This window comes from Amycolatopsis sp. NPDC104587, from assembly GCF_055583645.1.
Window position 1 is genome coordinate 586,748 of sequence record NZ_JBVJNO010000004.1, and the last position, 19,708, is coordinate 606,455.

The following is a 19,708-nucleotide window of genomic DNA, read 5'->3' on the forward strand; positions in this document are numbered from 1 at the left end:
CGCTCAGGCGAGGCCGGGGCGGGCGAGGCCGGTTTCGTAGGCCAGCACCACGGCCTGCACCCGGTCTCGCAGCTCCAGCTTCGCGAGGATGCGGCCGACGTGCGTCTTCACCGTCGCCTCCGAGAGGAACAGCGCCTCCGCGATCTCCAGGTTCGACATGCCCTTCGCGATCAGCACGAGCACCTCGCGCTCGCGGTCGGTGAGCACGTCCAGCTCGGCGGTGTCCCGCATCGGCGAGCCGCCGGCGCCGACAAAACGGTCGAGCAGCCGCTTGGTCACCGACGGCGAGACCACGGCGTCCCCCGAGGCGACCGCGCGCAGCGCCGACACCAGGTGGTCGGGCTGGGTGTCCTTGAGCAGGAACCCGCTCGCGCCGCCCTGCAGTGCCGCGTAGACGTACTCGTCGAGGTCGAACGTCGTCATCACGAGCACCCGCGCGGTGCCGGCGGCGACGATCCGCTTGGTCGCCTCGACCCCGTCGAGCACCGGCATCCGGACGTCCATCAGCACCACGTCGGGCCGCAGCTCCTCGGCCATCCGGATGGCCTGGGCGCCGTCACCGGCCTCGCCGACGACATCGATGTCGGCCTGCGCGCCCAGCACCATCCGGAACCCGACGCGCATCAGTTCCTGGTCGTCGACGACCACCACACGGATCACGGGGTCAACCTAACCGGCAGCGCCGCGCGGACCTGCCACCCACCACCCGGAGCCGGGCCGACTTCGAGCGTGCCGCCGTAGACGTGGGCGCGTTCGCGCATCCCGATCAGCCCGTTGCCGCCCGGCAGCCGGCCGCCCGGTGCCGTCGCGGCGAGCTGCGGGACGCGGCCCGCGCCGTCGTCGGACACCAGCACCTCGATCAGGTCGCCGGTCCGGTGCACCCGCACCGACGCGGTCGCGCCGCGCCCGGCGTGCTTGAGCGTGTTGGTCAGCGACTCCTGCACGATCCGGTAGACGCCGAGCGAGACGCCGGCCGGCAGGTCGCCGAGCTCGTCGGTCTCCAGCGCCACCGGCACGCCGGCCGTGCGCATCCGCTCGGCGAGGTCGGCGAGGGCGTGCGCGTCCGGCTGCGGCACGCGGGGTTCGCCGTCCGCGTCGTCGCTGCGGAGCACGTCGAGCAGGCGGCGCAGCTCACCGAGCGCGCCGCGGCCGGTCTCGGAAATCGTTTGCAGGGCCCGCTGGGCGAGCTCGGGGTTGCTCTGGATCGCGTACGACGCGCCGTCGGCCTGCACCACCATGACGCTCACCGCGTGCGCGACGACGTCGTGCAGCTCCCGCGCGATCCGGCCGCGCTCCTCCGCCACCGCGATCCGGGTGGCCTGGTCCCGTTCGGTCTCGAGCAGGTGCAACCTGGCCTCCACTTCCACGTCGTAGGCGCGCCGGGCGCCGACGAACTCGCCGAGCGTCCAGCACAGGGCGATGCCGAACGCGAGGAACAGCACCTGCACGACCAGCCCTTGCGGCTCTTCGATCGCGAGCTGCACGGCGGACGCGACCAGCACCGCGCCCACGAACAGCAGGCCCTGGCGCCGCCCGGCGTAGACGACCACCGAGTAGATGCTCATCGCCAGCCCGGCGACACTGCCGACGCCGAGCAGCAGCGTCGCGTGCACGATGCTGACCACCAGCACCGAGTACGCCGACCACAGCGGCGACTTCCGCCGGAACACCAGCGGCGTCACCATCGCGAGGTTGATCGGCACCGCCACGTACCAGGGCGGGAGCTCCGGCACCTCGGCGAACCCGTCCGCGACGAACAGCAGCATGTCGACCAGGCCGAGCAGGACGGCGAGCACCGTGTCGCCCGCCATGGGGTGGGCACGCATCCAAAGACTCAGCCGTCGCACCAGACAACACTAGGTCCCGGGCCGCCGGAAGCGCGTCGGTCGGCGGTACCACCTTCGGTGCGACCCGAGGATGAGGGACATGGCACGATTCACGGGGTTGTCCGTACGACCGGGGGAGGGCTGGGGGCCGTGACGTCACCGGAGCAGGGCCGGCTCGCGGGTCCGCTGTCGATGTCGGTGGCCACCCTGTGCCACCGGCTGCAGTCGCAGGTCTCCCCGCGCACCGCGGCCGGGTTCGCCGAAGTGCTGCGGCGGCTCGGCGCGCCGCTGCAGGTGGCCGTCGCCGGGCGGATCAAGTCGGGCAAGTCGACGCTGGTCAACGCGCTGATCGGGCGCCGGGTCGCGCCGACCGACATCGGTGAGTGCACCCGGCTGGTGACGCGGTTCCAGTACGGCACGGTCGACCGCGTCGAAATCGTCTTCACCGACGGCGCCAAGCAGGTGCTCCCCTTCGCCTCGGACGGGATGATCCCGGCCGAGCTGGGCGTCGACATCACGAAGGTCTCGCACATCGAGGCGTACCTGACCAACGCCGTCCTGCAGGGCATGACGGTGATCGACACCCCCGGCCTCGGCTCGCTCGACGCCGCTTCGGTGTCCCGCACCGAGCAGCTCCTCGGCGCGGCGAAGCACAGCGAGGACGAAGAGGGTTCGGACGAGCTCGACGACACCTCGCGCAACGCCGTCGCGGGCGCCGAAGCCGTGCTGTACGTCGTCACCCAGGGCGTCCGCGCCGACGACCAGCAGGCCCTCGCCGCGTTCACCGCGGCCACCGCGAGCCGCGAGGCGGGCCCGGTCAACGCGATCGCCGTGCTCAACAAGGCCGACACCATCGCGCCCGAGTCGGTCGAGGGCGCCGACGGCGACATCTGGAAGGCCGCGACGATCCTGTCGGAGAAGCAGGCCTCGACGCTGAAGCCGCGGGTCGCCGACGTGCTGCCGGTGATCGGGCTGATCGCCGAGTCCGCCGAGTCCGGCGGGTTCACCTCCGCCGACGCCGAGGCGCTGCGGCAGCTCGCCGCACTCGACGACGACATCCTCCAGACCATGCTGATCTCGGCCGACATCTTCACCAGCTGGGAGTGCGACGTCCCGGCCGGCACCCGGCTGCGGCTGCTGGAGAAGCTGGACCTGTTCGGCATCTCGCACGCCGTCGAGGCCCTCCGCAAGGAGCCGGAGCTCACGGCGGGCTCGCTGCGGCGGTCGCTGCTCGACGCGTCCGGCCTGGAGGCGGTGCGGCAGCGGCTTTCGGTGGTGTTCGCCGCCCGCGCCGACGGGATCAAGGCGGCCGCGGCGCTCGCTTCGGTCACCGCGCTCGCGCACACCTCGGGTGACCCCGGCGAGCGCCAGCGCGTCCACGACGCCATCGAGGTGCTGCTCGCCAAGCCCGAGGCCCACCAGCTGCGGCTGCTCGAAGCGCTGACGCTGGTCGCGTCGGGCGCGGTCGACATGCCGGAAGACCTGTCGGAAGAGGTGCTGCGGGTCGGCAGCAACGCCGACATCGGCGCCCAGCTCGGCAAGCCCGGCGCCCCGCGGCCGGAGCTGACCGCGCACGCGCTCGAACGCGCGGGCTGGTGGCGGTCGTTCGCGTCCTTCGGCGCGACGCCGGCGCAGAGCCGCGTCGCGCACGTCGTGCACCGCGCGTACTTCTTGATCTGGCAGCAGCTGCGGGAAGCCTGAGTTTGTTTCTGCTTGCCGACTTTCGCAGGTAGACCCCCTTTCCCGCGTACTGTGAAAAGGTGCGCCTAGAAAACACGACATCCTGGCGGGCCGGCTGGAGCAGCGAGACGGAGGTCGACGTCGCGCTGTACATCCGGGACGCCCTGGCCCTGTCCGTTTCCGAGGGACAGGTGCTGCCGCCCGTGGAGCCGCAGGTGCCGGTGCACGTCCCGCCCGGGATCGACCGGGCGGCCGTCCAGGCGCAGTGGGCCGACTGGTGGGTCGACCTGCTGGGGTTCCTCCGCAACCGCGAGGACCCCGACCCCAGGAACCCCCGCAGCCGCTACGGCCGGCCGGCGCTCGCGCCGGAGTCGGCGATGCGGCAGGCGGTCGACTTCTTCGGCCCGGAAGCGGCCCGGCACTTCGCCAACGCCCGCGGCCCCGCCCTGCGCGGCGCGGGTGAGCCGTCCGGCGGCACGCCGTGGGCGCCCGGGTTCTACCGGCGTCAGATCGTGGCCGGCGAACGGCTGGGCCAGCTCGTGCGCGAGGCCGAGGTGCGGCAGGGGCGGCGGGCGTACCCGTTCCGGCTCAACGTCATCGAGATCTCGGTCGCCGGGTCGATCTGGCTGCGCACGGCCGACGACCAGCTGCTGGTCTCCTCCCGGCTCGCCGAGGACGGCCCTGGCCTGGAAGCCGTGCTCCGCGACGTGATCGGCCAGCTGGTCTGAGCCCCCGGCTTTCATAAACCGAGTACGCGGTCTAATAATAGACGGCATGGAGACGACCGTCGACGAGCCGTCGTGGCTGCGCACCGGGTCCTGGATCGGCTGCCCGCTGGCCGGCGCCGTGCTCGGGGTCGGCGTGTGGGCCATCGCCGCGTGGGTGGTGGGGCTGCCCGCCTTCCCGTTCCAAGGCGTGTTCAGGGTGCTCACGGCGTTGCCGCAGCCGTGGGCGACGCTGGCCGCGGTCGGCGGCGGGCTGGTGCTCGGCCTGCTGTTCGCCGCGGTCTGGGCGCACGAACGCCTGGTCGTCACGGTGTCGCCGACGCGGGTCACGCTGGTCCGCGGCGACAAGACCCGCCGCATCGAGGCCGACCTCGAGTCCGTCTACCTCGACGGCAAGGAGCTCGTCCTGCGCACGGTCGACGGCCGGGAGATCGCCCGCGAGAAGACCGACCTTTCGGGCCGCGAGCTGGCGCCGGCGTTCGCCGAGCACGGATATCCCTGGCGCGACGAGCCGCCCGTCGAACGATGAGGACCGTCGACCCGGCCAAGCACGCGGCCAAGCGCCGCGCGATCGTCGACGCCGCGGCCGGGTGCTTTGCCGAGAAGGGCTTCGAGCGGACGACGACGGCGGACATCTGCCGAGCCGCGGGCATCAGCTCCGGCAGCCTCTTCCACTATTTCCCCAGCAAGCGCGCGGTGTTCACGGCGATCTTCACCGACGACGCCGCCGAGACCGGCGAGCGGCTGGCCGCGGCCGCGGCGGCCGACGACCCGTGGGGCGCGCTGCTCGACGTCGTCGCCGAGCTGGCCGGCCAGGTCGCGCACCCGGCGGTCGTCCGGCTGGTGCTCGAAGCCGCCGCCCAGGCCGCCCGCGACGACGAGTTCGCCGCGCTGATCCAGCACAACGACGGCGCCCTGCGTGACGGCCTGGCCGTCCTCGTCGGGCGGGCCGCCGACGCCGGGCTGATCAACCCCGGCGTCGCGCCGCGGGCGGCGGCGGGCTGGGTCGCCGGGCTCGTCGACGCGATGATCTCGCGGGCCAGCCTCGACCCCGACCTCGATCTGCCCGCCGAGCTGGCGATCCTCCGGACGATCCTGGTCCGGTTCCTTCGTCCCGTTTCGCCCCCGGATGGCGCCTGAGTCGGCCAAACTGGTGGAATCTGGCGGAACCGGGACGGGGTGGGTGCGCATGGCGTGGTTTCGCAAGGACGGATCCGTGGATCCCGACGACACCCCCACCGGCCAGATCGCCGCGGTGAACCTCGCGCGGATCATCGAAGAGGCGGACGCCGAAAAGGGAACCACCGGGCCGTCCCCGGCGTCGGACACCGATGTGCACCCCTTGCAGCAGCAAGTAACGGACCTGGAGCGCGCACTCGCCGACCGCCAGGCGTTGATCCAGATGTGCCTCTACGCGCTGGATCGCGCGCGCAGCGGCGGAGTGGTCGAACGCCTCGAAGCCGGGCTCGCCGCGATCGGCGTCCAGGCCCTGCGGCCCGACGGCGAGCGGTTCGACCCGGCCCGCCACGAAGCCGGTGGCGCGATCCCGACCGACGACCCGGCGCTCGAGGGCACGGTCGCGGAAACCGAGGTCACCGGCTTCGCCGACCACGACCGCCTGCTGCGCGCCCCGATCGTCACCGTCTACGCGAAGAAGACCTCGTGAGTGCACCGACCGCGCCGAGCCTGCCCGCGCAGGTCCAGGCGGCGCGTGACCAGCTGCTGACCGTCGTCCGCGACGCCGACCCGGCCGCCGCCAAGTGGGTCGAAGAGGTCCGGCGCGCGCGGCCGAAGAAGCCGGCCGTCGTGGTGGTCGGCGAGACGAACCGCGGGAAGAGCTCCCTGGTCAACGCGCTGCTCGCGCGGCCGGGACTGTCCCCGGTGGACGCCGACGTCGCCACCGCCACCTACCTCGTGTTCGACCACGCCGAGACGTGGGGCGCGCACGCCTGTTACCCCGGCCAGCTGGCGCCGGTGCCGATCGACCTCGGCCAGCTGATCAACTGGGTGTCCGCCGCGCACGAGCTGCCGCCGGGCCAGCTCCCGCCGCGCTACGTCGAGGTCACCGGGCCGGTGCCGCTGCTGGAACGGCTTTCGCTGGTCGACACCCCGGGCGTCGGCGGGCTCGACTCGATGCACGGCGAGCTCGCCAAGGAAGCCGCCGCGGGCGCGACCGCGCTGCTGTTCGTCGTGGACGCCTCGGCGCCGTTCACCTCGACCGAGCTGCAGTTCCTGCGTGACGTCGGCGAGCGCGTCGAGACCGTCGTGTTCGCGCTGACCAAAGTGGACATGTTCCGCGGCTGGCGCGAGGTCCTCGAGGCCGACCGGCAGCTGCTGCGCGAGCACGCGCCCCGCTTCGCCGACGCCGTGTTCCACCCGGTGTCGGCGCGGGTGTTCGAGACCGCGGCGAAGGCGCCCAACGAGCAGGTCGCCGCGATGCTGCGCGAGAAGTCCGGGATCGCGGCGATCCAGACGGCGCTGCAGGAGCTGCTCGTCGGCCGCTCGGCGATGCTCGCCGAGGCGAACACGCTGCGCGCGTTGTCCAGCGCGCTGGGTGAGCTGAAAGCGAAGCTGCAGGCCGAAAGCCGGGCCCTGTCCGCGGGCGAGGCCGAGGCGGAGGTGCTGCGCGAACGCCGTGACCAGCTGCAGGCCGAACGCCGGACGTCGACCCGCGGCTGGCAGCTGAAGCTGCGCGGCGAGGTGCAACGCACCCGCGTCGAGGTGCTCCACGAGAGCAGCCGGCAGATGCGGGACGCGCAGACCCACTTCCGCCAGCTGATCGACGGCGCCAAGCGGGACGCGCTCGCCGCGTTGCCGCAGCAGGTGGACATCGCGCTGCAGACGACGTCGCAGCGGGTCTCGATGCTGCTTTCGCAACGCCTCAACCAGGTCACCAACGTCTCGCTGTCGGAGCTGTTCTCCCCCGAAGAGCTCGACGTCATCCGCGCGCAGTTTGCCCGGGCCGGCGGCCCGCCGGTCGTGCTGCGGCCGCCGGACAAAAAACCGCCGACGGCCGAGGACAAGCTGCTCGTCTTCATGGGCATCTCGGGCGGCGTCGGCGCCGGCAAGGTGGCCGCGCTGCCGCTGGCCGGCGTCGCGATCCTCAACCCGGTGGTGCTGCCCGCGACGATCATTATCGGCCTCGGCGCCGGCTGGTGGATGGCCCGCACCCGCAAGCACGCGGCCGACAAGCAGCACATGAAGCAGTGGCTGGTCGAAGCCATCGCGGACGCGCGCTCGACGCTCGACCAGCTCGTCGCCGAGCAGCTCATCGAGGCCGAGCAGCAGCTGTCGATGGCCCTCGACGAGGCGCTGGGCCGGCGCATCGACGCGATCGAAGCGGAGCTGAAGGAAGTCGACAAGACGATCAAGATGGGCGCGCAGGAGCGCGCCAAGAAGATCACGATCGTCTCGAAGCGGCTCAAAGAGGTCAGCGACGGCCGTGAGCGCGCCGAAGCCTTCCTGACCCGCATCCGGGCACTGCGGGACAAGGCGGCCTGACCGCCCGTCCGGTTGTGAACCGGAACCGAACGGGCCTACGGTGAGTCATACCCTCAGGCAGCAGGTCAGAGACGGCGTTACCCGGTTCGAAGGGGGAAGTCCCATGTGGGTCGACGAGAGTGGCGGCAGCGACACCGACGCGAGCGGTACGAACGCGATGACCGTCCACGTCGACGGCCAGGAGTACCAGGCCGAGGTCAACTACGACGTGAACGAGGACGGCGTCAACGACACCGCGATCGTCGAGCACGACGACGGCACGGCCCAGGCCTTCATCGACACGAACCACGACGGCCAGGCCGACCAGTACGCCGTGCTGGACGAGACCGGGCACGTCGTCGAGCAGGCCGTCTACGACGAGGCCAGCGGCGAGTGGGTCCAGTCCGGGGGCGGTGGCCACGACGACTCCGACACCGGCGGCGGCCGCGACGACGGCTCCGGCGGCCACATCCACGCCGACCTGCCCGACGGCGAGATCGACGCCGGCGCCGCGACGATCGACACCGACCACGACGGGCACAACGACACCGCCATCGTCGAGACGAAGAGCGGCGGCACGATCGCCCTCACCGACAAGGACGGCGACGGCGAGGCGGACATCGCCGTGCAGACCGACGCCGACGGCACGACCACGACGTTCGAGCACACCGGGCCCGGTCAGTGGACCGAAGTCTCCAGTGGACTGAGGGACTCGGGCGGCGGCGAGCCGCTCGGCGACCCGGCGGGCGACGCCGAATGGGGCGGCGCAGGCACGCAGACGCTCGAGGGCGTCGCGCGCATCGACTCCGGCACCGGGCAGTGGATCTCCCCCAACTGAGGTTACCCAGGTCACAGTTTGAAAGCCCGAGGCTCCGGCCTCGGGCTTTCTTCATGTCTTCAACAAAAGAAAATCGACCATCTGAATCGATTCCCTTATCGGTCCTGTGAGAGAACGTACACGTCAGCTCTCGGTTACCTGCTGGTCATGCGGTTACTCTCGAAGAATCCCAAAACCCCGCACACCGGTCGTCAGCCGGTGTGCGAAGCCATTCGGCCGCAGGCAATGAAGCCCGCACCGGAACAGCGTCGTTCCCGGTGCGGGCTCATTTGTCGTCGGAAGTCAGGAGTAGAGATGACCGCAGTCGCCATCCCCGGACTGGACACCGCGCCGACGACGCACAGTGGCGTGCTGTCCTTCGTCCGGGAGGTCGCCGAGCTGACCAACCCGGACCGCGTGGTGTGGGTCGACGGGTCAGACGAAGAAGCCGCCCGGATCAACCAGGAGCTGGTCGAGGCCGGGACGTTCGTGCAGCTCAAGTCGAAGCCCAACTCCTTCTGGGCCACTTCCGACGCAGGCGACGTCGCCCGCGTCGAAGACCGGACCTTCATCTGTTCGGAGCGTCCCGAGGACGCCGGTCCCACCAACAACTGGATGGACCCGGCCGAGATGAAGGCCACCATGACCGAGCTCTTCCGGGGCTCGATGCGCGGCCGCACGATGTACGTCATCCCCTTCTGCATGGGTCCCCTCGCCGACGAGAATCCCAAGCTGGGTATCGAAATCACCGATTTCGCCTACGTTGTCGCTTCGATGCGCGTGATGACCCGCGCGGGCAAGGCGGCCCTCGACAAGTTCGTCGCGCCGGATGGCAGCGAGCGTGAATTCGTGCCGGCGCTGCACTCCGTCGGGCACCCGCTCGAGCCGGGCGAGAAGGACGTTTCCTGGCCGTGCAACACGACGAAGTACATTTCGCACTTCCCCGAAGAGCGCGCGATCTGGAGCTACGGCTCGGGCTACGGCGGCAACTCGCTGCTGGGCAAGAAGTGCTACTCGCTGCGCATCGCCTCGGTGATGGCCCGCGACGAGGGCTGGCTCGCCGAGCACATGCTGATCCTCAAGCTGATCTCGCCCGAGGACAAGGTCCACTATGTCGCGGCCGCGTTCCCGAGCGCCTGCGGCAAGACCAACCTCGCCATGCTGCAGCCGACCATCCCGGGCTGGCGCGCCGAGACCCTCGGTGACGACATCGCGTGGATGCGCTTCGGTGAGGACGGCCGCCTGTACGCGGTCAACCCGGAGTTCGGCTTCTTCGGCGTCGCGCCGGGCACGGACTGGCACACCAACCCGAACGCCATGCGCACGATCGAGAAGGGCAACACGGTCTTCACGAACGTCGCCCTGACCGACGACGGCGACATCTGGTGGGAGGGCATGGAGAACCAGCCCGCCCACGCGACGTCGTGGAAGGGCCAGGACTGGACGCCCGACTCCGACGAGAAGGCCGCGCACCCGAACTCGCGCTACTGCACGCCGATGTCGCAGTGCCCGATCCTCGCGCCGGAGTGGGACGACCCGAAGGGCGTGCCGATCTCGGCCATCCTCTTCGGCGGCCGTCGCAAGACGACGGTGCCGCTGGTGAACGAGGCCCGCGACTGGCAGCACGGTGTCTTCATGGGCGCCACGATGTCGTCGGAGACGACGGCCGCGGCCGCCGGCGCGGTGGGCAACGTGCGCCGCGACCCGATGGCGATGCTGCCGTTCCTCGGCTACCACGCCGGTGACTACTTCAAGCACTGGCTGAACCTCGGCAAGAACGCCGACGCGAACAAGCTGCCGAAGATCTTCTACGTCAACTGGTTCCGCCGCGGCGACGACGGCCGGTTCCTGTGGCCGGGCTTCGGCGAGAACTCGCGGATCCTCAAGTGGGTCATCGAGCGCGTCGAGGGCAAGGGCAACGCCGTCGAGACGCCGGTCGGCTTCGTGCCGCGCGCCGAGGACCTCGACACCGAGGGCCTCACCGAGCCGATCGAGGACATCCAGGCCGCCCTGGACGTCAAGCCCGAGGAGTGGCGCGAGGAGCTGCCGCTGATCGAGGAATGGTTCCAGAAGATCGGCGAGGTCCCGACCTCGCTGCGTGACGAGCTCGACGCGCTGGCCCAGCGCCTCAGCTAGTCCCTCATGCAGAAGGGGACGCCTTCCGGCCGCATCCGGGAGGCGTCCCCTTCTTCCTGCGCCCGGTAGGTTCGCGCCATGAGACCGTTCCGCTTCGGCGTGGCTTTGGTGGCGCCCGGTTCCCGGGCCGGATGGGTGGCCAAGTGCCGTCAGGCCGAGGACCTCGGTTACGACGTCGTCGGCGTGGTCGACCACCTCGGGCGGGTCGCGCCGATCCCCGCACTGCTGCTCGCCGCCGAAGCCACCGAACGGGTCCGGCTGAACACGTACGTCCTCAACGCGAGCTTCCACAACCCGGTGCTGCTGGCCCGTGACCTCGCCGGGCTCGACGAGTTCACCGGCGGCCGCCTCGAGGTCGGGATCGGCGCCGGGTACGTCCGAGCGGAGTTCGAAGCCGCCGGGATCGAGTGGGGCACCGCCGGGCAGCGGTTCGACCGGGTCGTCCGCGCGGTGACCGAACTCGAGCGCGCGCAGGAGCCCCGGCCGCCGCTCCTGCTCGGCGGGCGCGGCGACCGCATGCTGACCTTCGCGGCCGAGCACGCCGACACCATCGCCTTCACCGGCACCGCCCCCGGCGCGGCGGAGGGACGGCTCGCCCTGGCCGGTCCCGCCGCGCTCGCCGAGCGCGTGGACTTCGTGAAGCAAGCGCTCGGCGGCCGGGACGCCGAGCTCAACCTGCTCATCCACTTCATCCGGATCACCGATGACCGCCGGACGGCGCTCGAAGCGGCCCACGGGCTCGTTCCGCACCTCGGCGCCGATGAGCTCGGCGAGCTGCCCACCGTCGTCATCGGCTCGGCCGAAGCGGCGGCCGAGCAGCTGCTGCGCACGCGGGAGACCCTCGGCGTCAGCTACTTCACCGTGGTCGAAGACGACCTGACCCGGCTGGCACCGGTAATCGAGAAGCTCCGCTGAGTACGTTGTCGGTATGACTGGGGACTTCCGCTTCGGTGTGAACATGCACGTGCCCGACGACCGCGCGGGGTGGGTCGAGAAGTGCCGCAAGGCCGAGGACTTCGGCTTCGACGTGATCGGCGCGGCGGACCACCTGGGGATGGCGCCGCCGTTCCCGGCGCTGGTGCTCGCCGCCGAGGTCACCGAGCGGGCCCGGCTCACCACCTTCGTGCTGAACACGCCGTTCTACAACCCGGTGCTGCTCGCCCGGGACGTCACGGGCGCCGACCAGTTCAGCGGCGGCCGCCTCGAGCTCGGGCTCGGCGCCGGGTACGTCAAGGAGGAGTTCGAGGCCGCCGGGATGCCGTTCCCGCCGGCCCGCGAGCGCGTCGACCACCTCGAACGCGCGATCCTCGAGCTGAAGCGGGCGTATGCCGACCCCGAGCACAAGCCGGCGCCGGTGCGTCCCGCCGGGCCGCCGCTGCTGCTCGCCGGCCGCGGCGACCGGCTCCTGACCCTGGCGGCCGAGCACGCCGACATCATCGGCTTCACCGGCGCGGCCAAGACGCCGGACGGCGGCGCGCTGGCCCCGGCGAGCGCCGCGGAGATCGAGGAGCGCGTCGAGTTCGTCCGGTCGAAGCTCGGCGGCCGCGAGGTGGAGTTCAACCTGCTCTGCCACTTCGTGCACATCACCGACGACCGCGCGGGCGCTCTGGCCGAGCTCGCGAAGCAGACCAAGGGCGTGCTGGACGTCGAGCAGCTCGCCGAGCTGCCGACCGCGCTGGTCGGCTCGGCCAAGGAGGTCGCCGAGCAGCTCCACGCGCACCGCGAGCGGTTCGGGCTGACCTACTACACCGTCCTGGAGCAGAACATGACCCAGTTCGCGCCGGTGATCGAAGCACTCCGGTGATCGACGCGAAGGGGATCGGCGTCCGGGCCGGCGAGCACTGGCTGTTCGACGACCTGGACTTCTCCGTCGACCCCGGCGAGTGCGCGGCGATCGTCGGGCCGAACGGGGTCGGCAAGTCGACCCTGATGCGCTGCTTCTACGGCATGCAGACCCCGCAGCGGGGGCGCGTGCTCGTCGACGGCCGGCTCCCGGACGAGCGGGACGTCGAGTTCCGCCGCAAGGTGTCGGTGCTGTTCGACGACTCCGACTTCTTCGCCGAGCTGACCCCGCTGCAGCACCTCGAGCTGCTCTCCGGTTCGTTCGGCGCCGACCTCGGTGACCACGAAGAGCTGCTGCGCGACGCGGGCCTGGGTGAGCGCATGCGCGTCACGGCCGGGCACTTCTCCGCGGGCCAGCGGCGACGGCTGCTCCTGCTCGGCGTCACCGCGCGCCCGCACCGGGTGCTGCTGCTCGACGAGCCGGAGCGCGCGCTCGACACCGCGGGCAAGGAGTGGCTGGTCGAGGTGATCGGCCGGTCGACGGCGGCGGGCGCGGCGGTCGTGGTGGCGACGCACCACCCGCCGTTGCTGGAAGCCGCGGACAGCGTCCTCGAGCTGTGGTGACGCTCGCGCCTCGCCGAATGCGGATCCCGGGCCGCAAACGGTTCGGCGGGATCTTCAGCGGCGACACGGCGTCGTTCGTCTTCCTGTTCGGCTTCGGGTTCCTGTTCACCGCGTTCTTCCACGTCGACGCGTGGCGCCCGGCGGTCTACGGCTCGGCGCGGGTGGACTTCCCGGCGGTGCTCGGGCTGCTGACGCTCTGCTGCGCGGTGGGCTGGCGCGGCCTGCTGCGCCGCGGGTTCGCGTGGGTCGAGCCGGCGGAGCTGACCTGGCTCGACTTCGCGCCGGTCGACCGCGGCCGCGTCGTGACGCTGCGGCTGCTCGGCGCCTGGACCGGCGTGGTCGTGGTGACCGGCTACCTGGCCGCGCTGCTGCTCGCCGTCGGCGGGGCGGGCATCGAGCAGTGGCGCGCGGCGATCGCGGTGGTCGTCGCGACCGCGGTGACGGCGTTCGCCTCCGCCCGGCGGACGGCGCTGGGGTTCGACGCGCTCGGCCCGCTGGTGCTCGCGGTGCTCGGGCTGGTGATCGCCGCGCTCGGTCTCGGCCCGGTGACCGTGCAGCTCGTCGCGGCCGCGGTGCTGGTGGCGGCGGTCCCGCTGGCGTTCGGCGGTGAGCCGGTCTCGCGCGCGGGCCGCGCCGCGCTGCTGGGCGGGTGGGACGGCCGGGTGCTGCGCTCGGTCGCCGTCACGTTCCTCGACCCGATGATGCTGCTCCCGCCGTCCGCGCCGATCGGGCGGATCTCGCTGCGCCGCCCGACGGCGTTGCGCCTGGCCTGGGCGGGCACGCTCGGCCGGTTCCGCTACGCGGGCGCGGCGGCGCTGGTCACCTTCGCGGTCGTCGTCGCGCACATCGCGTTGCCGACGATGCCGGGTGCGGTCCTGATCGGCATCGGCGCGTACGTCGCGCTCACGCCGTTCGGCGCCGGGCTCGGCGAGCTCTGGCGCAACCCGGGCCGCCGCCGCTGGCTGGCGACGTCCAACCGCGAGCTGGTGCTGACCCACGGCCTGGTGCTCACCGGCGCCGGCCTGCTCTGGGCGGTGGTCCTGTTCGCCGTCACGCTGGCCGCCGGGACGTCGTTCGCCGGGCCGGCGTGGCTCGCCGTGCCGCTGTCGGTGCTCTCGATCCTGCGCACGGTCACCCGCAAGGCTGTCGACTACGGCAACCCGGCGTTCGTCGACACGCCGATGGGCCCGATGCCCGCCAACCTCGTCCGCCAGCTCTTCCGGGGCCTCGACCTGCAGGTTCTCGGGATCGTGATGCTCTCCCTCGGCATTTGACCTACGCTCGTTGCGACGAAGGGAGCAGCCAGTGGGCGGCGGGCACGCACCGGGGGTGGGTCGCAGGGCGACGAGCGAGTTCCCGGCCGGCTGGAGCGACGAGCACATCATCGCGGTGGTCAAGGACGTCGCGAACGACCCGGGCGAGGCGCGCCGGCAGCAGCTGAACGGCCGCTGTCGCTGCGCGGGCGAGCGGTTCAACGTCCACCTGGTCGTGCTGGTCGAGGAGGACGGCAACGTCCACACGGCGTACCCGGTGGCCGGCCCGGGAGTGGTCCGCAACCCGGACACGGCCCGCGACCCGGCGAACCCGACGGTCGCGGACCTCAAGGAGAACCGGATCAGCTTCTTCGCCGACAGCGTCCTGACCTGCCTGGCCGACCGGCTCTCCCCGGAGAACTACACGCACTACCGCACGTTGCTGTGGTCGGGCGAGTGGGAGGAACTGGCCGACGTCCTGTGCGCCCACGCGGTCAAGCTCGGCCTGAACCTGTCAGCGGACGAGTTCTCCGACTTCGAAAAGCTGCTCAACAGCTACGACCTCCCGGTCCCGGCGTGCGCGTTCCTCAACGACCGCGAGCACATCCTGACCCAGTTACGCCCGGTTTAGCGGTCGAACGCACCTAGCTCGCCTGGGAAAGCGGCGACGACCCAGCCGGCGCGACAACCGCCCGCAGCTCCTCCAACGACAGCCCCACGGCGTCCGCGATCGCCGTCACCGTGAAGAACGCCGGAGTCGGGATCCGCCCGGTCTCGATCTTCCGGAGCGTCTCCACCGAAATCCCGGCCTCCCCCGCGACCTCGACCATGCTCCGGCCGCCGCGTGCCGTCCGCAGTGCCTGGCCGAGGCGCTCGCCCCGTTCGCGCTCTTCGTCCGTCAGTGGCACTCGAACCATGGCGTCTATTCTAATACCACCCGGTTATCCACTGCCTGTGGACAACTCTGTGCACAGGTGTGGAAAAGCCCCCGCCGAACGTCCGTTCGGCGGGGGCTCCACTACTTCTTGTGGTGTCAGGCGCCCGGGGGCACCGGAAGTGGCATGCCGGGCAGGCTCTGGTCGTTCGGCACGACGCCGTCCACCAGGTAGGCCTCCACGACCTTGTCCACACCCGCGTTGCCGCCGGCGTAGATGCCGTGGTCACCCTCGCCGGTGATCGTCAGCATCCGCGAACCGTCGAACGCCTTGTGCGCGCGGCGCGCGCCCTCGATCGGCGTCGCCGGGTCGTGCTCCGACTCGACGATCAGCACCGGCGGGACACCCTTGCCGTTGAGCACGGGCAGCGGCGCCGGGGTCTTCTTCCAGAACAGGCACGGCTGGATGAACCAGCCCGCGCCCAGCAGCGGCTGCTGCTTGTCGATCAGCTTCTGCGAGTCCTTGATCGCGCTGTTCGGGGTGCCGGTCCACGGGCCCTCGTTGCAGGGGATGCTCCAGAACGACGCGTCGTAGGAGTCGCCGTCGGCCGGGACCATCAGCGGCTGCGGGCCGTAGGTGACGGTGCTCTTGTCGGCGGCCTTGGCCTTCTGCGCGGCCGAGGACTTCGCCTGCGCCGACGCCGTGCCCTGGGTCAGCGTGCGGACGCTGACCAGGTAGTCCGCCAGGCCCGGGAAGGCGCGCTTCGAGTAGATCTGCGACGCGATGAAGGCGTCCAGGCCGTTGGCCGACACGCTCGAACCGTCGGGCAGGGTGACCGCGCCCTGGGTCAGGGCGTAGCGGACCTGCTCGTAGGTCTGGCGAGCGGCTTCACCGGTGGTGCCGAAGTGGTAGAGCTTGTCGTACTTCGCCATCCACGGGAGGAAGTCGGACCGGAAGCGGCGCTCGAAGCCGAGCGGCTGCCAGTCGAACGACTTCTGCCAGGTGGTCGTGAACTCCGTCGACGAGTCGAGGACGAACCGGCCGGTGCGCGTCGGGTAGGCCTGCGCGTAGTGCGCGCCCATCCAGGTGCCCGCCGAGTAGCCGACCCAGTTGATCTTGTCGCGGCCGAGCAGCACACGCAGCAGGTCGATGTCCTTGACCGTCTGGTCGGTGTTGATCAGCGGGCCGAGCTCGCCGGACTTCACCTGGCACGACTGCGCCGCGTACTTCGTCGCCTGCAGGATCAGGTTCAGGTTCGCCCGGTCGCGGTCACGCGGGTCCAGGTCCGAGCCGGTGCCGATGGCGCCGCCGCACGTGATGTTCGTGCTCTTGCCGGTGCCGCGCGGGTCGAACCCGACGATCTCCTGGTGCTCCCGCAGCTTCGGCTGGTTGCGCAGCCGGGCCGGGAAGTTGCGGCCGGGCGCGCCCGGGCCGCCGGGGTTGGTGACAACGCTGGCCGTCGCGTCCTTGGTCGCCTTCAGCCGGCTGACCGCGATCGTCAGGTCGATCTGGGCGTTGGCCTGGTACCAGTTGCGCGGCGTCTTGTAGGTCGCGCACTCCATGTCCTCGGCGCCCGCGGGCGGAGCCGTCGGCAGCTCGGAGGGGACTGCGCACTTGTGCCAGTCGAGCTTCTGGTTCGCGTACTGCGCCGGGATGTTCGTGGAGTTCAGCGGCTGCGTGCGCGCCGCCTCCTGACCTGCGAACGCAGGCGTGAACCCGGCCAGCAGGGTGCCGGCGACCGCCGGGATCACCACCGCGTAGCGAAGTCGTGTCATACAGTTGCCCCTTTGGGATTTCACGTAGTGGAGTCGCGCTATTCCTATAGGGCGGGTAAGGGCGGGGCAACCGACGTTGGTCGGCAACGCGGTGCGTGGCGATCAAATCGATATCGGACAGACGTGACGTCCCGTCAGCCAGGTTCTAAGGTCGGACGGTCGGTTACGGGAGTGTTAGGTGAGGTCCGATGTCGACTGTGAAGCAAGGCGGGAAGGTGCCCCGGAAGCCGTTCAACCCGTGGAACCTGCTCCTGATCGTTCCGCTGCTGGTCCTGGTCACGCCACTGTTCAACATGGACGGTCCGCGGCTGTTCGGGATGCCGTTCTTCTACTGGTTCCAGTTCCTGATGGTGGCGGTCGGCGTGCTGAGCACCTGGGTCGTCTACCTGATGACCCGGGACAAGCCCGCCGGTGAGGCGCCGGACCGCCTGAGCGTCGACGACCTGGACGAGGGGGACGCTCGATGAGCAACCTGCAGTGGCCCGAACTGATCATCTTCACGATTCTGTTCCTGCTGGTCACGGTGCTCGGGTTCATGGCGGCGCGCTGGCAGCGCGGCGGCGGGCTGGACCACTTGGACGAATGGGGCCTCGGCGGCCGCAAGTTCGGCTCGTGGATCACCTGGTTCCTGCTCGGCGGTGACCTCTACACGGCGTACACGTTCGTCGCGGTGCCCGCGCTGGTGTTCAGCGCCGGCGCGCTCGGCCTCTACGCGCTCCCGTACACGATCGTCGTCTACCCGATCGTCCTGCTCCCGGCGCTGCGGATGTGGTCGGTGTCGCGGGTGCGCGGGTACGTCACCCCGGCCGACTTCGTGCGCGGCCGCTTCGGCTCGCCGATCCTCGCGTTGCTGATCGCCATCACCGGCATCGTCGCGACGATGCCGTACATCGCGCTGCAGCTGGTCGGCCTCGAAGCCGTGCTGCGGACGATGGGCATCAACGGCTCCGGCATCGTCGGGCACCTGCCGCTGCTGATCGCCTTCATCATCCTGGCGGTCTACACCTACCAGTCCGGCCTGCGGGCGCCCGCGCTGATCGCGTTCGTCAAGGACATCCTGATCTACATCGTCATCCTCGTGGCGATCATCTACCTGCCCTCGAAGCTGGGCGGCTGGTCGCACATCTTCGACACGGCGGCGGCGAAGCTCGGCACGCCGAGCCCGGCCACCGGCAAGCCGGCCGGCTCGATCCTGCTGAACGCCAACAACCAGCTGCAGTACGCGACGCTGGCGCTGGGTTCGGCGCTCGCGCTGTTCCTCTACCCGCACTCGCTGACCAGCGTGCTGGCCTCGCGCGGCCGCAGCGTCATCAAGAAGAACATGGTCGCGCTGCCGGCGTACTCGCTGGTGCTGGGCCTGCTGGCGCTGCTCGGGTACGTCGCGATCACGGCGGGCGTCAAGCCGCTGACCAACGCGGCCACCGGCAAGCCGGACGGCAACACGATCGTCCCGGTGCTGTTCGACAACCAGTTCTCGTCGTGGTTCGCCGGCATCGCGTTCGCCGCGATCGGCATCGGCGCGCTGGTGCCGGCCGCGATCATGTCGATCGCCGCGGCCAACCTGTGGACGCGCAACATCTACAAGGAGTACATCCGCAAGAACGCAACCCCGGCGGACGAGGCGAAGCAGGCGAAGCTCGCTTCGCTGGTCGTGAAGCTCGGAGCGGTCGCCGTCATCATCCTGATCGACCCGCAGTTCTCGATCGACCTCCAGCTGATCGGCGGCGTGCTCATCCTCCAGACGCTGCCGGCGGTCGCGCTCGCGCTGTACACGCGCTGGTTCCACCGCTGGGGCCTGATCGCGGGCTGGGTCGTCGGCATCGGCTGGGGCCTGATCATGCTGTACGGCATCCCCAACCCGGCCAACGGAAAGCTCCACTTCGGCGGCTCGGCGCTGTCGCTCGGCAACCTGTCGATCTTCGGCTGGCACCCGTTCTCGGGCTCGCTGGTCCAGATCTACGTCGGGTTCGTGGCGCTGATCGCCAACCTGGTGGTCGCCGCGGTCGTGACGGTGATCGCGCGCCAGATGAAGGTGTTCAACGGCACCGACGACACCAACCCTGCGGACTACCTGGCCGACGAGCACGACAAGGACCTGCGCCCGATCGGCGCGGCTCACTAGTCCACTGTGGACGTCAAGCGCCGGATCATCGTGCGCGAGACGAGGTAGAGCACCAGGCCGTTGAGCAGGTGCCAGAGGAAGTGCGTGCCGACCGGGACGTAGTCACACACGTCCCGGTCGAGCGTGCGCAAGCTCAGCGACAACGCGAACACGGCGCCCGTGACGGCGAAGTGCGTCCAGTAGCCGTCACGGCGGATGGCGAGCAGCGCGGCGAAGAGGAACAGCCCGATCAACGCGGACAGGTAGAGCCCACCGCCCAGCAAGGCGGTGACCACGGTGAACCCGAGGAAGATCGGCGCGGCGAGCCACGCCCACCGCCACCGGAAGAACACGCGCGCGAACAGCACGACGTAGACCAGCACAAAAACGAGGATGCTCAGCGAGTCGGCAGCGCCTGCCCACCGTGTCGCGAGCAGGTGGAAGACGGTGCTGGCGGCAAAAACGACCCCGATCAGCACGGCGAGGAGCCGCCCGGTCCGGTTCCCGGCGGCCGCCCGCCAGACGAGCACGGCGGCGAGGAGGAAGGCGAGGTTGCTGAGACTGTTGAGCGGCTCTCCCCAGATCCCGGAAGCGACGCGCTCGCAGTAGTCCGTCACGAGCCAAGCCAACCAGG

Annotated in this window: 20 protein-coding genes; 15 read left to right on the forward strand and 5 right to left on the reverse strand. The window is 70.7% G+C overall.

What is annotated here, in order from left to right:
- Nucleotides 1–3 precede the first annotated feature (3 nt).
- On the reverse strand, nucleotides 4–660 hold the full coding sequence (locus ACZ61C_RS14650; protein WP_465306694.1) for a response regulator: 657 nt from the start codon (nucleotides 658–660) through the stop codon (nucleotides 4–6).
- Complete coding sequence (locus ACZ61C_RS14655; protein WP_465306695.1) at nucleotides 657–1,826, reverse strand: sensor histidine kinase; 1,170 nt, start codon at nucleotides 1,824–1,826, stop codon at nucleotides 657–659. The genes ACZ61C_RS14650 and ACZ61C_RS14655 overlap by 4 nt, the downstream gene beginning before the upstream one ends.
- A gap of 192 nt (nucleotides 1,827–2,018) precedes the next feature.
- Here ACZ61C_RS14655 and ACZ61C_RS14660 point away from each other — a divergent pair, with 192 nt between their 5' ends.
- The 13 genes from ACZ61C_RS14660 to ACZ61C_RS14720 all read left to right on the forward strand — a co-directional run bounded on the left by ACZ61C_RS14660 (nucleotide 2,019) and on the right by ACZ61C_RS14720 (nucleotide 14,954).
- On the forward strand, nucleotides 2,019–3,527 hold the full coding sequence (locus ACZ61C_RS14660) for a dynamin family protein (RefSeq protein ID WP_465307044.1): 1,509 nt from the start codon (nucleotides 2,019–2,021) through the stop codon (nucleotides 3,525–3,527).
- A gap of 59 nt (nucleotides 3,528–3,586) precedes the next feature.
- Nucleotides 3,587–4,234, forward strand: a complete 648-nt coding sequence (locus tag ACZ61C_RS14665; RefSeq protein ID WP_465306697.1) for a hypothetical protein — start codon at nucleotides 3,587–3,589, stop codon at nucleotides 4,232–4,234.
- 46 nt (nucleotides 4,235–4,280) lie between these two features.
- The gene (locus tag ACZ61C_RS14670; protein ID WP_465306699.1) at nucleotides 4,281–4,760 is read left to right on the forward strand and encodes a YqeB family protein; all 480 of its coding nucleotides are present in this window, start codon (nucleotides 4,281–4,283) and stop codon (nucleotides 4,758–4,760) included.
- Nucleotides 4,757–5,371: a TetR/AcrR family transcriptional regulator gene (locus tag ACZ61C_RS14675; protein ID WP_465306701.1), complete on the forward strand. Its 615-nt coding sequence runs from the start codon at nucleotides 4,757–4,759 to the stop codon at nucleotides 5,369–5,371. Before ACZ61C_RS14670 ends, ACZ61C_RS14675 begins: the two co-directional genes overlap by 4 nt.
- Nucleotides 5,372–5,420: 49 nt before the next feature.
- Nucleotides 5,421–5,897 carry a nucleotide exchange factor GrpE gene (locus ACZ61C_RS14680; protein WP_465306703.1) on the forward strand — a complete coding sequence of 159 codons (477 nt, stop codon included), beginning with the start codon at nucleotides 5,421–5,423 and terminating at the stop codon, nucleotides 5,895–5,897.
- A complete protein-coding gene (locus ACZ61C_RS14685) occupies nucleotides 5,894–7,732 on the forward strand; it encodes a dynamin family protein (RefSeq protein ID WP_465306704.1) in 1,839 nt (612 codons plus the stop codon). The genes ACZ61C_RS14680 and ACZ61C_RS14685 overlap by 4 nt, the downstream gene beginning before the upstream one ends.
- 103 nt (nucleotides 7,733–7,835) lie before the next feature.
- Nucleotides 7,836–8,549: a hypothetical protein gene (locus ACZ61C_RS14690; protein ID WP_465306706.1), complete on the forward strand. Its 714-nt coding sequence runs from the start codon at nucleotides 7,836–7,838 to the stop codon at nucleotides 8,547–8,549.
- Nucleotides 8,550–8,843: 294 nt separating this feature from the next.
- Nucleotides 8,844–10,664 carry a phosphoenolpyruvate carboxykinase (GTP) gene (locus ACZ61C_RS14695; protein WP_465306708.1) on the forward strand — a complete coding sequence of 607 codons (1,821 nt, stop codon included), beginning with the start codon at nucleotides 8,844–8,846 and terminating at the stop codon, nucleotides 10,662–10,664.
- Between the two features lie 78 nt (nucleotides 10,665–10,742).
- Nucleotides 10,743–11,579 (forward strand): TIGR03621 family F420-dependent LLM class oxidoreductase, encoded by an 837-nt coding sequence (locus ACZ61C_RS14700; RefSeq protein WP_465306710.1) that lies wholly within the window; start codon nucleotides 10,743–10,745, stop codon nucleotides 11,577–11,579.
- 13 nt (nucleotides 11,580–11,592) lie between these two features.
- Nucleotides 11,593–12,468: an LLM class F420-dependent oxidoreductase gene (locus ACZ61C_RS14705; RefSeq protein WP_465306712.1), complete on the forward strand. Its 876-nt coding sequence runs from the start codon at nucleotides 11,593–11,595 to the stop codon at nucleotides 12,466–12,468.
- Nucleotides 12,465–13,070, forward strand: a complete 606-nt coding sequence (locus ACZ61C_RS14710) for an ABC transporter ATP-binding protein (protein ID WP_465306714.1) — start codon at nucleotides 12,465–12,467, stop codon at nucleotides 13,068–13,070. Before ACZ61C_RS14705 ends, ACZ61C_RS14710 begins: the two co-directional genes overlap by 4 nt.
- On the forward strand, nucleotides 13,064–14,344 hold the full coding sequence (locus tag ACZ61C_RS14715) for a hypothetical protein (protein WP_465306716.1): 1,281 nt from the start codon (nucleotides 13,064–13,066) through the stop codon (nucleotides 14,342–14,344). The genes ACZ61C_RS14710 and ACZ61C_RS14715 overlap by 7 nt, the downstream gene beginning before the upstream one ends.
- A gap of 31 nt (nucleotides 14,345–14,375) precedes the next feature.
- Entirely contained in the window at nucleotides 14,376–14,954 is a 579-nt protein-coding gene (locus tag ACZ61C_RS14720; RefSeq protein WP_465306718.1) for an EndoU domain-containing protein, read from the forward strand.
- Between the two features lie 13 nt (nucleotides 14,955–14,967).
- On the opposite strand, the gene ACZ61C_RS14725 is transcribed toward ACZ61C_RS14720, so the two are convergent.
- A complete protein-coding gene (locus tag ACZ61C_RS14725; RefSeq protein WP_465306720.1) occupies nucleotides 14,968–15,240 on the reverse strand; it encodes a helix-turn-helix domain-containing protein in 273 nt (90 codons plus the stop codon).
- A gap of 116 nt (nucleotides 15,241–15,356) precedes the next feature.
- On the reverse strand, nucleotides 15,357–16,973 hold the full coding sequence (locus tag ACZ61C_RS14730) for an alpha/beta hydrolase (RefSeq protein WP_465306722.1): 1,617 nt from the start codon (nucleotides 16,971–16,973) through the stop codon (nucleotides 15,357–15,359).
- 188 nt (nucleotides 16,974–17,161) lie between these two features.
- On the opposite strand from ACZ61C_RS14730, the gene ACZ61C_RS14735 reads away from it, so the two are divergent.
- Both ACZ61C_RS14735 and mctP read left to right on the forward strand, forming a co-directional pair.
- Nucleotides 17,162–17,440, forward strand: a complete 279-nt coding sequence (locus tag ACZ61C_RS14735) for a DUF3311 domain-containing protein (RefSeq protein ID WP_465306724.1) — start codon at nucleotides 17,162–17,164, stop codon at nucleotides 17,438–17,440.
- Nucleotides 17,437–19,095, forward strand: a complete 1,659-nt coding sequence (gene mctP, locus ACZ61C_RS14740) for a monocarboxylate uptake permease MctP (RefSeq protein ID WP_465306726.1) — start codon at nucleotides 17,437–17,439, stop codon at nucleotides 19,093–19,095. The genes ACZ61C_RS14735 and mctP overlap by 4 nt, the downstream gene beginning before the upstream one ends.
- Here the strand turns inward: mctP and ACZ61C_RS14745 are convergent.
- Nucleotides 19,092–19,691: a hypothetical protein gene (locus ACZ61C_RS14745; protein WP_465306728.1), complete on the reverse strand. Its 600-nt coding sequence runs from the start codon at nucleotides 19,689–19,691 to the stop codon at nucleotides 19,092–19,094. The genes mctP and ACZ61C_RS14745 overlap by 4 nt on opposite strands.
- Between the last annotated feature and the right edge of the window lie 17 nt (nucleotides 19,692–19,708).

Excerpts from the sequence above, each read along its gene's own strand:
- ACZ61C_RS14670 (WP_465306699.1), top strand. The coding sequence starts at position 4,281 with ATGGAGACGACCGTCGACGAGCCGTCGTGGCTGCGCACCGGGTCCTGG.
- ACZ61C_RS14725 (WP_465306720.1), bottom strand. The coding sequence starts at position 15,240 with ATGGTTCGAGTGCCACTGACGGACGAAGAGCGCGAACGGGGCGAGCGC.
- ACZ61C_RS14660 (WP_465307044.1), top strand. The coding sequence starts at position 2,019 with ATGTCGGTGGCCACCCTGTGCCACCGGCTGCAGTCGCAGGTCTCCCCG.
- ACZ61C_RS14655 (WP_465306695.1), bottom strand. The coding sequence starts at position 1,826 with ATGCGTGCCCACCCCATGGCGGGCGACACGGTGCTCGCCGTCCTGCTC.
- ACZ61C_RS14730 (WP_465306722.1), bottom strand. The coding sequence starts at position 16,973 with ATGACACGACTTCGCTACGCGGTGGTGATCCCGGCGGTCGCCGGCACC.
- ACZ61C_RS14695 (WP_465306708.1), top strand. The coding sequence starts at position 8,844 with ATGACCGCAGTCGCCATCCCCGGACTGGACACCGCGCCGACGACGCAC.
- ACZ61C_RS14705 (WP_465306712.1), top strand. The coding sequence starts at position 11,593 with ATGACTGGGGACTTCCGCTTCGGTGTGAACATGCACGTGCCCGACGAC.
- ACZ61C_RS14735 (WP_465306724.1), top strand. The coding sequence starts at position 17,162 with ATGTCGACTGTGAAGCAAGGCGGGAAGGTGCCCCGGAAGCCGTTCAAC.
- ACZ61C_RS14675 (WP_465306701.1), top strand. The coding sequence starts at position 4,757 with ATGAGGACCGTCGACCCGGCCAAGCACGCGGCCAAGCGCCGCGCGATC.
- ACZ61C_RS14690 (WP_465306706.1), top strand. The coding sequence starts at position 7,836 with ATGTGGGTCGACGAGAGTGGCGGCAGCGACACCGACGCGAGCGGTACG.
- ACZ61C_RS14700 (WP_465306710.1), top strand. The coding sequence starts at position 10,743 with ATGAGACCGTTCCGCTTCGGCGTGGCTTTGGTGGCGCCCGGTTCCCGG.
- mctP (WP_465306726.1), top strand. The coding sequence starts at position 17,437 with ATGAGCAACCTGCAGTGGCCCGAACTGATCATCTTCACGATTCTGTTC.
- ACZ61C_RS14680 (WP_465306703.1), top strand. The coding sequence starts at position 5,421 with ATGGCGTGGTTTCGCAAGGACGGATCCGTGGATCCCGACGACACCCCC.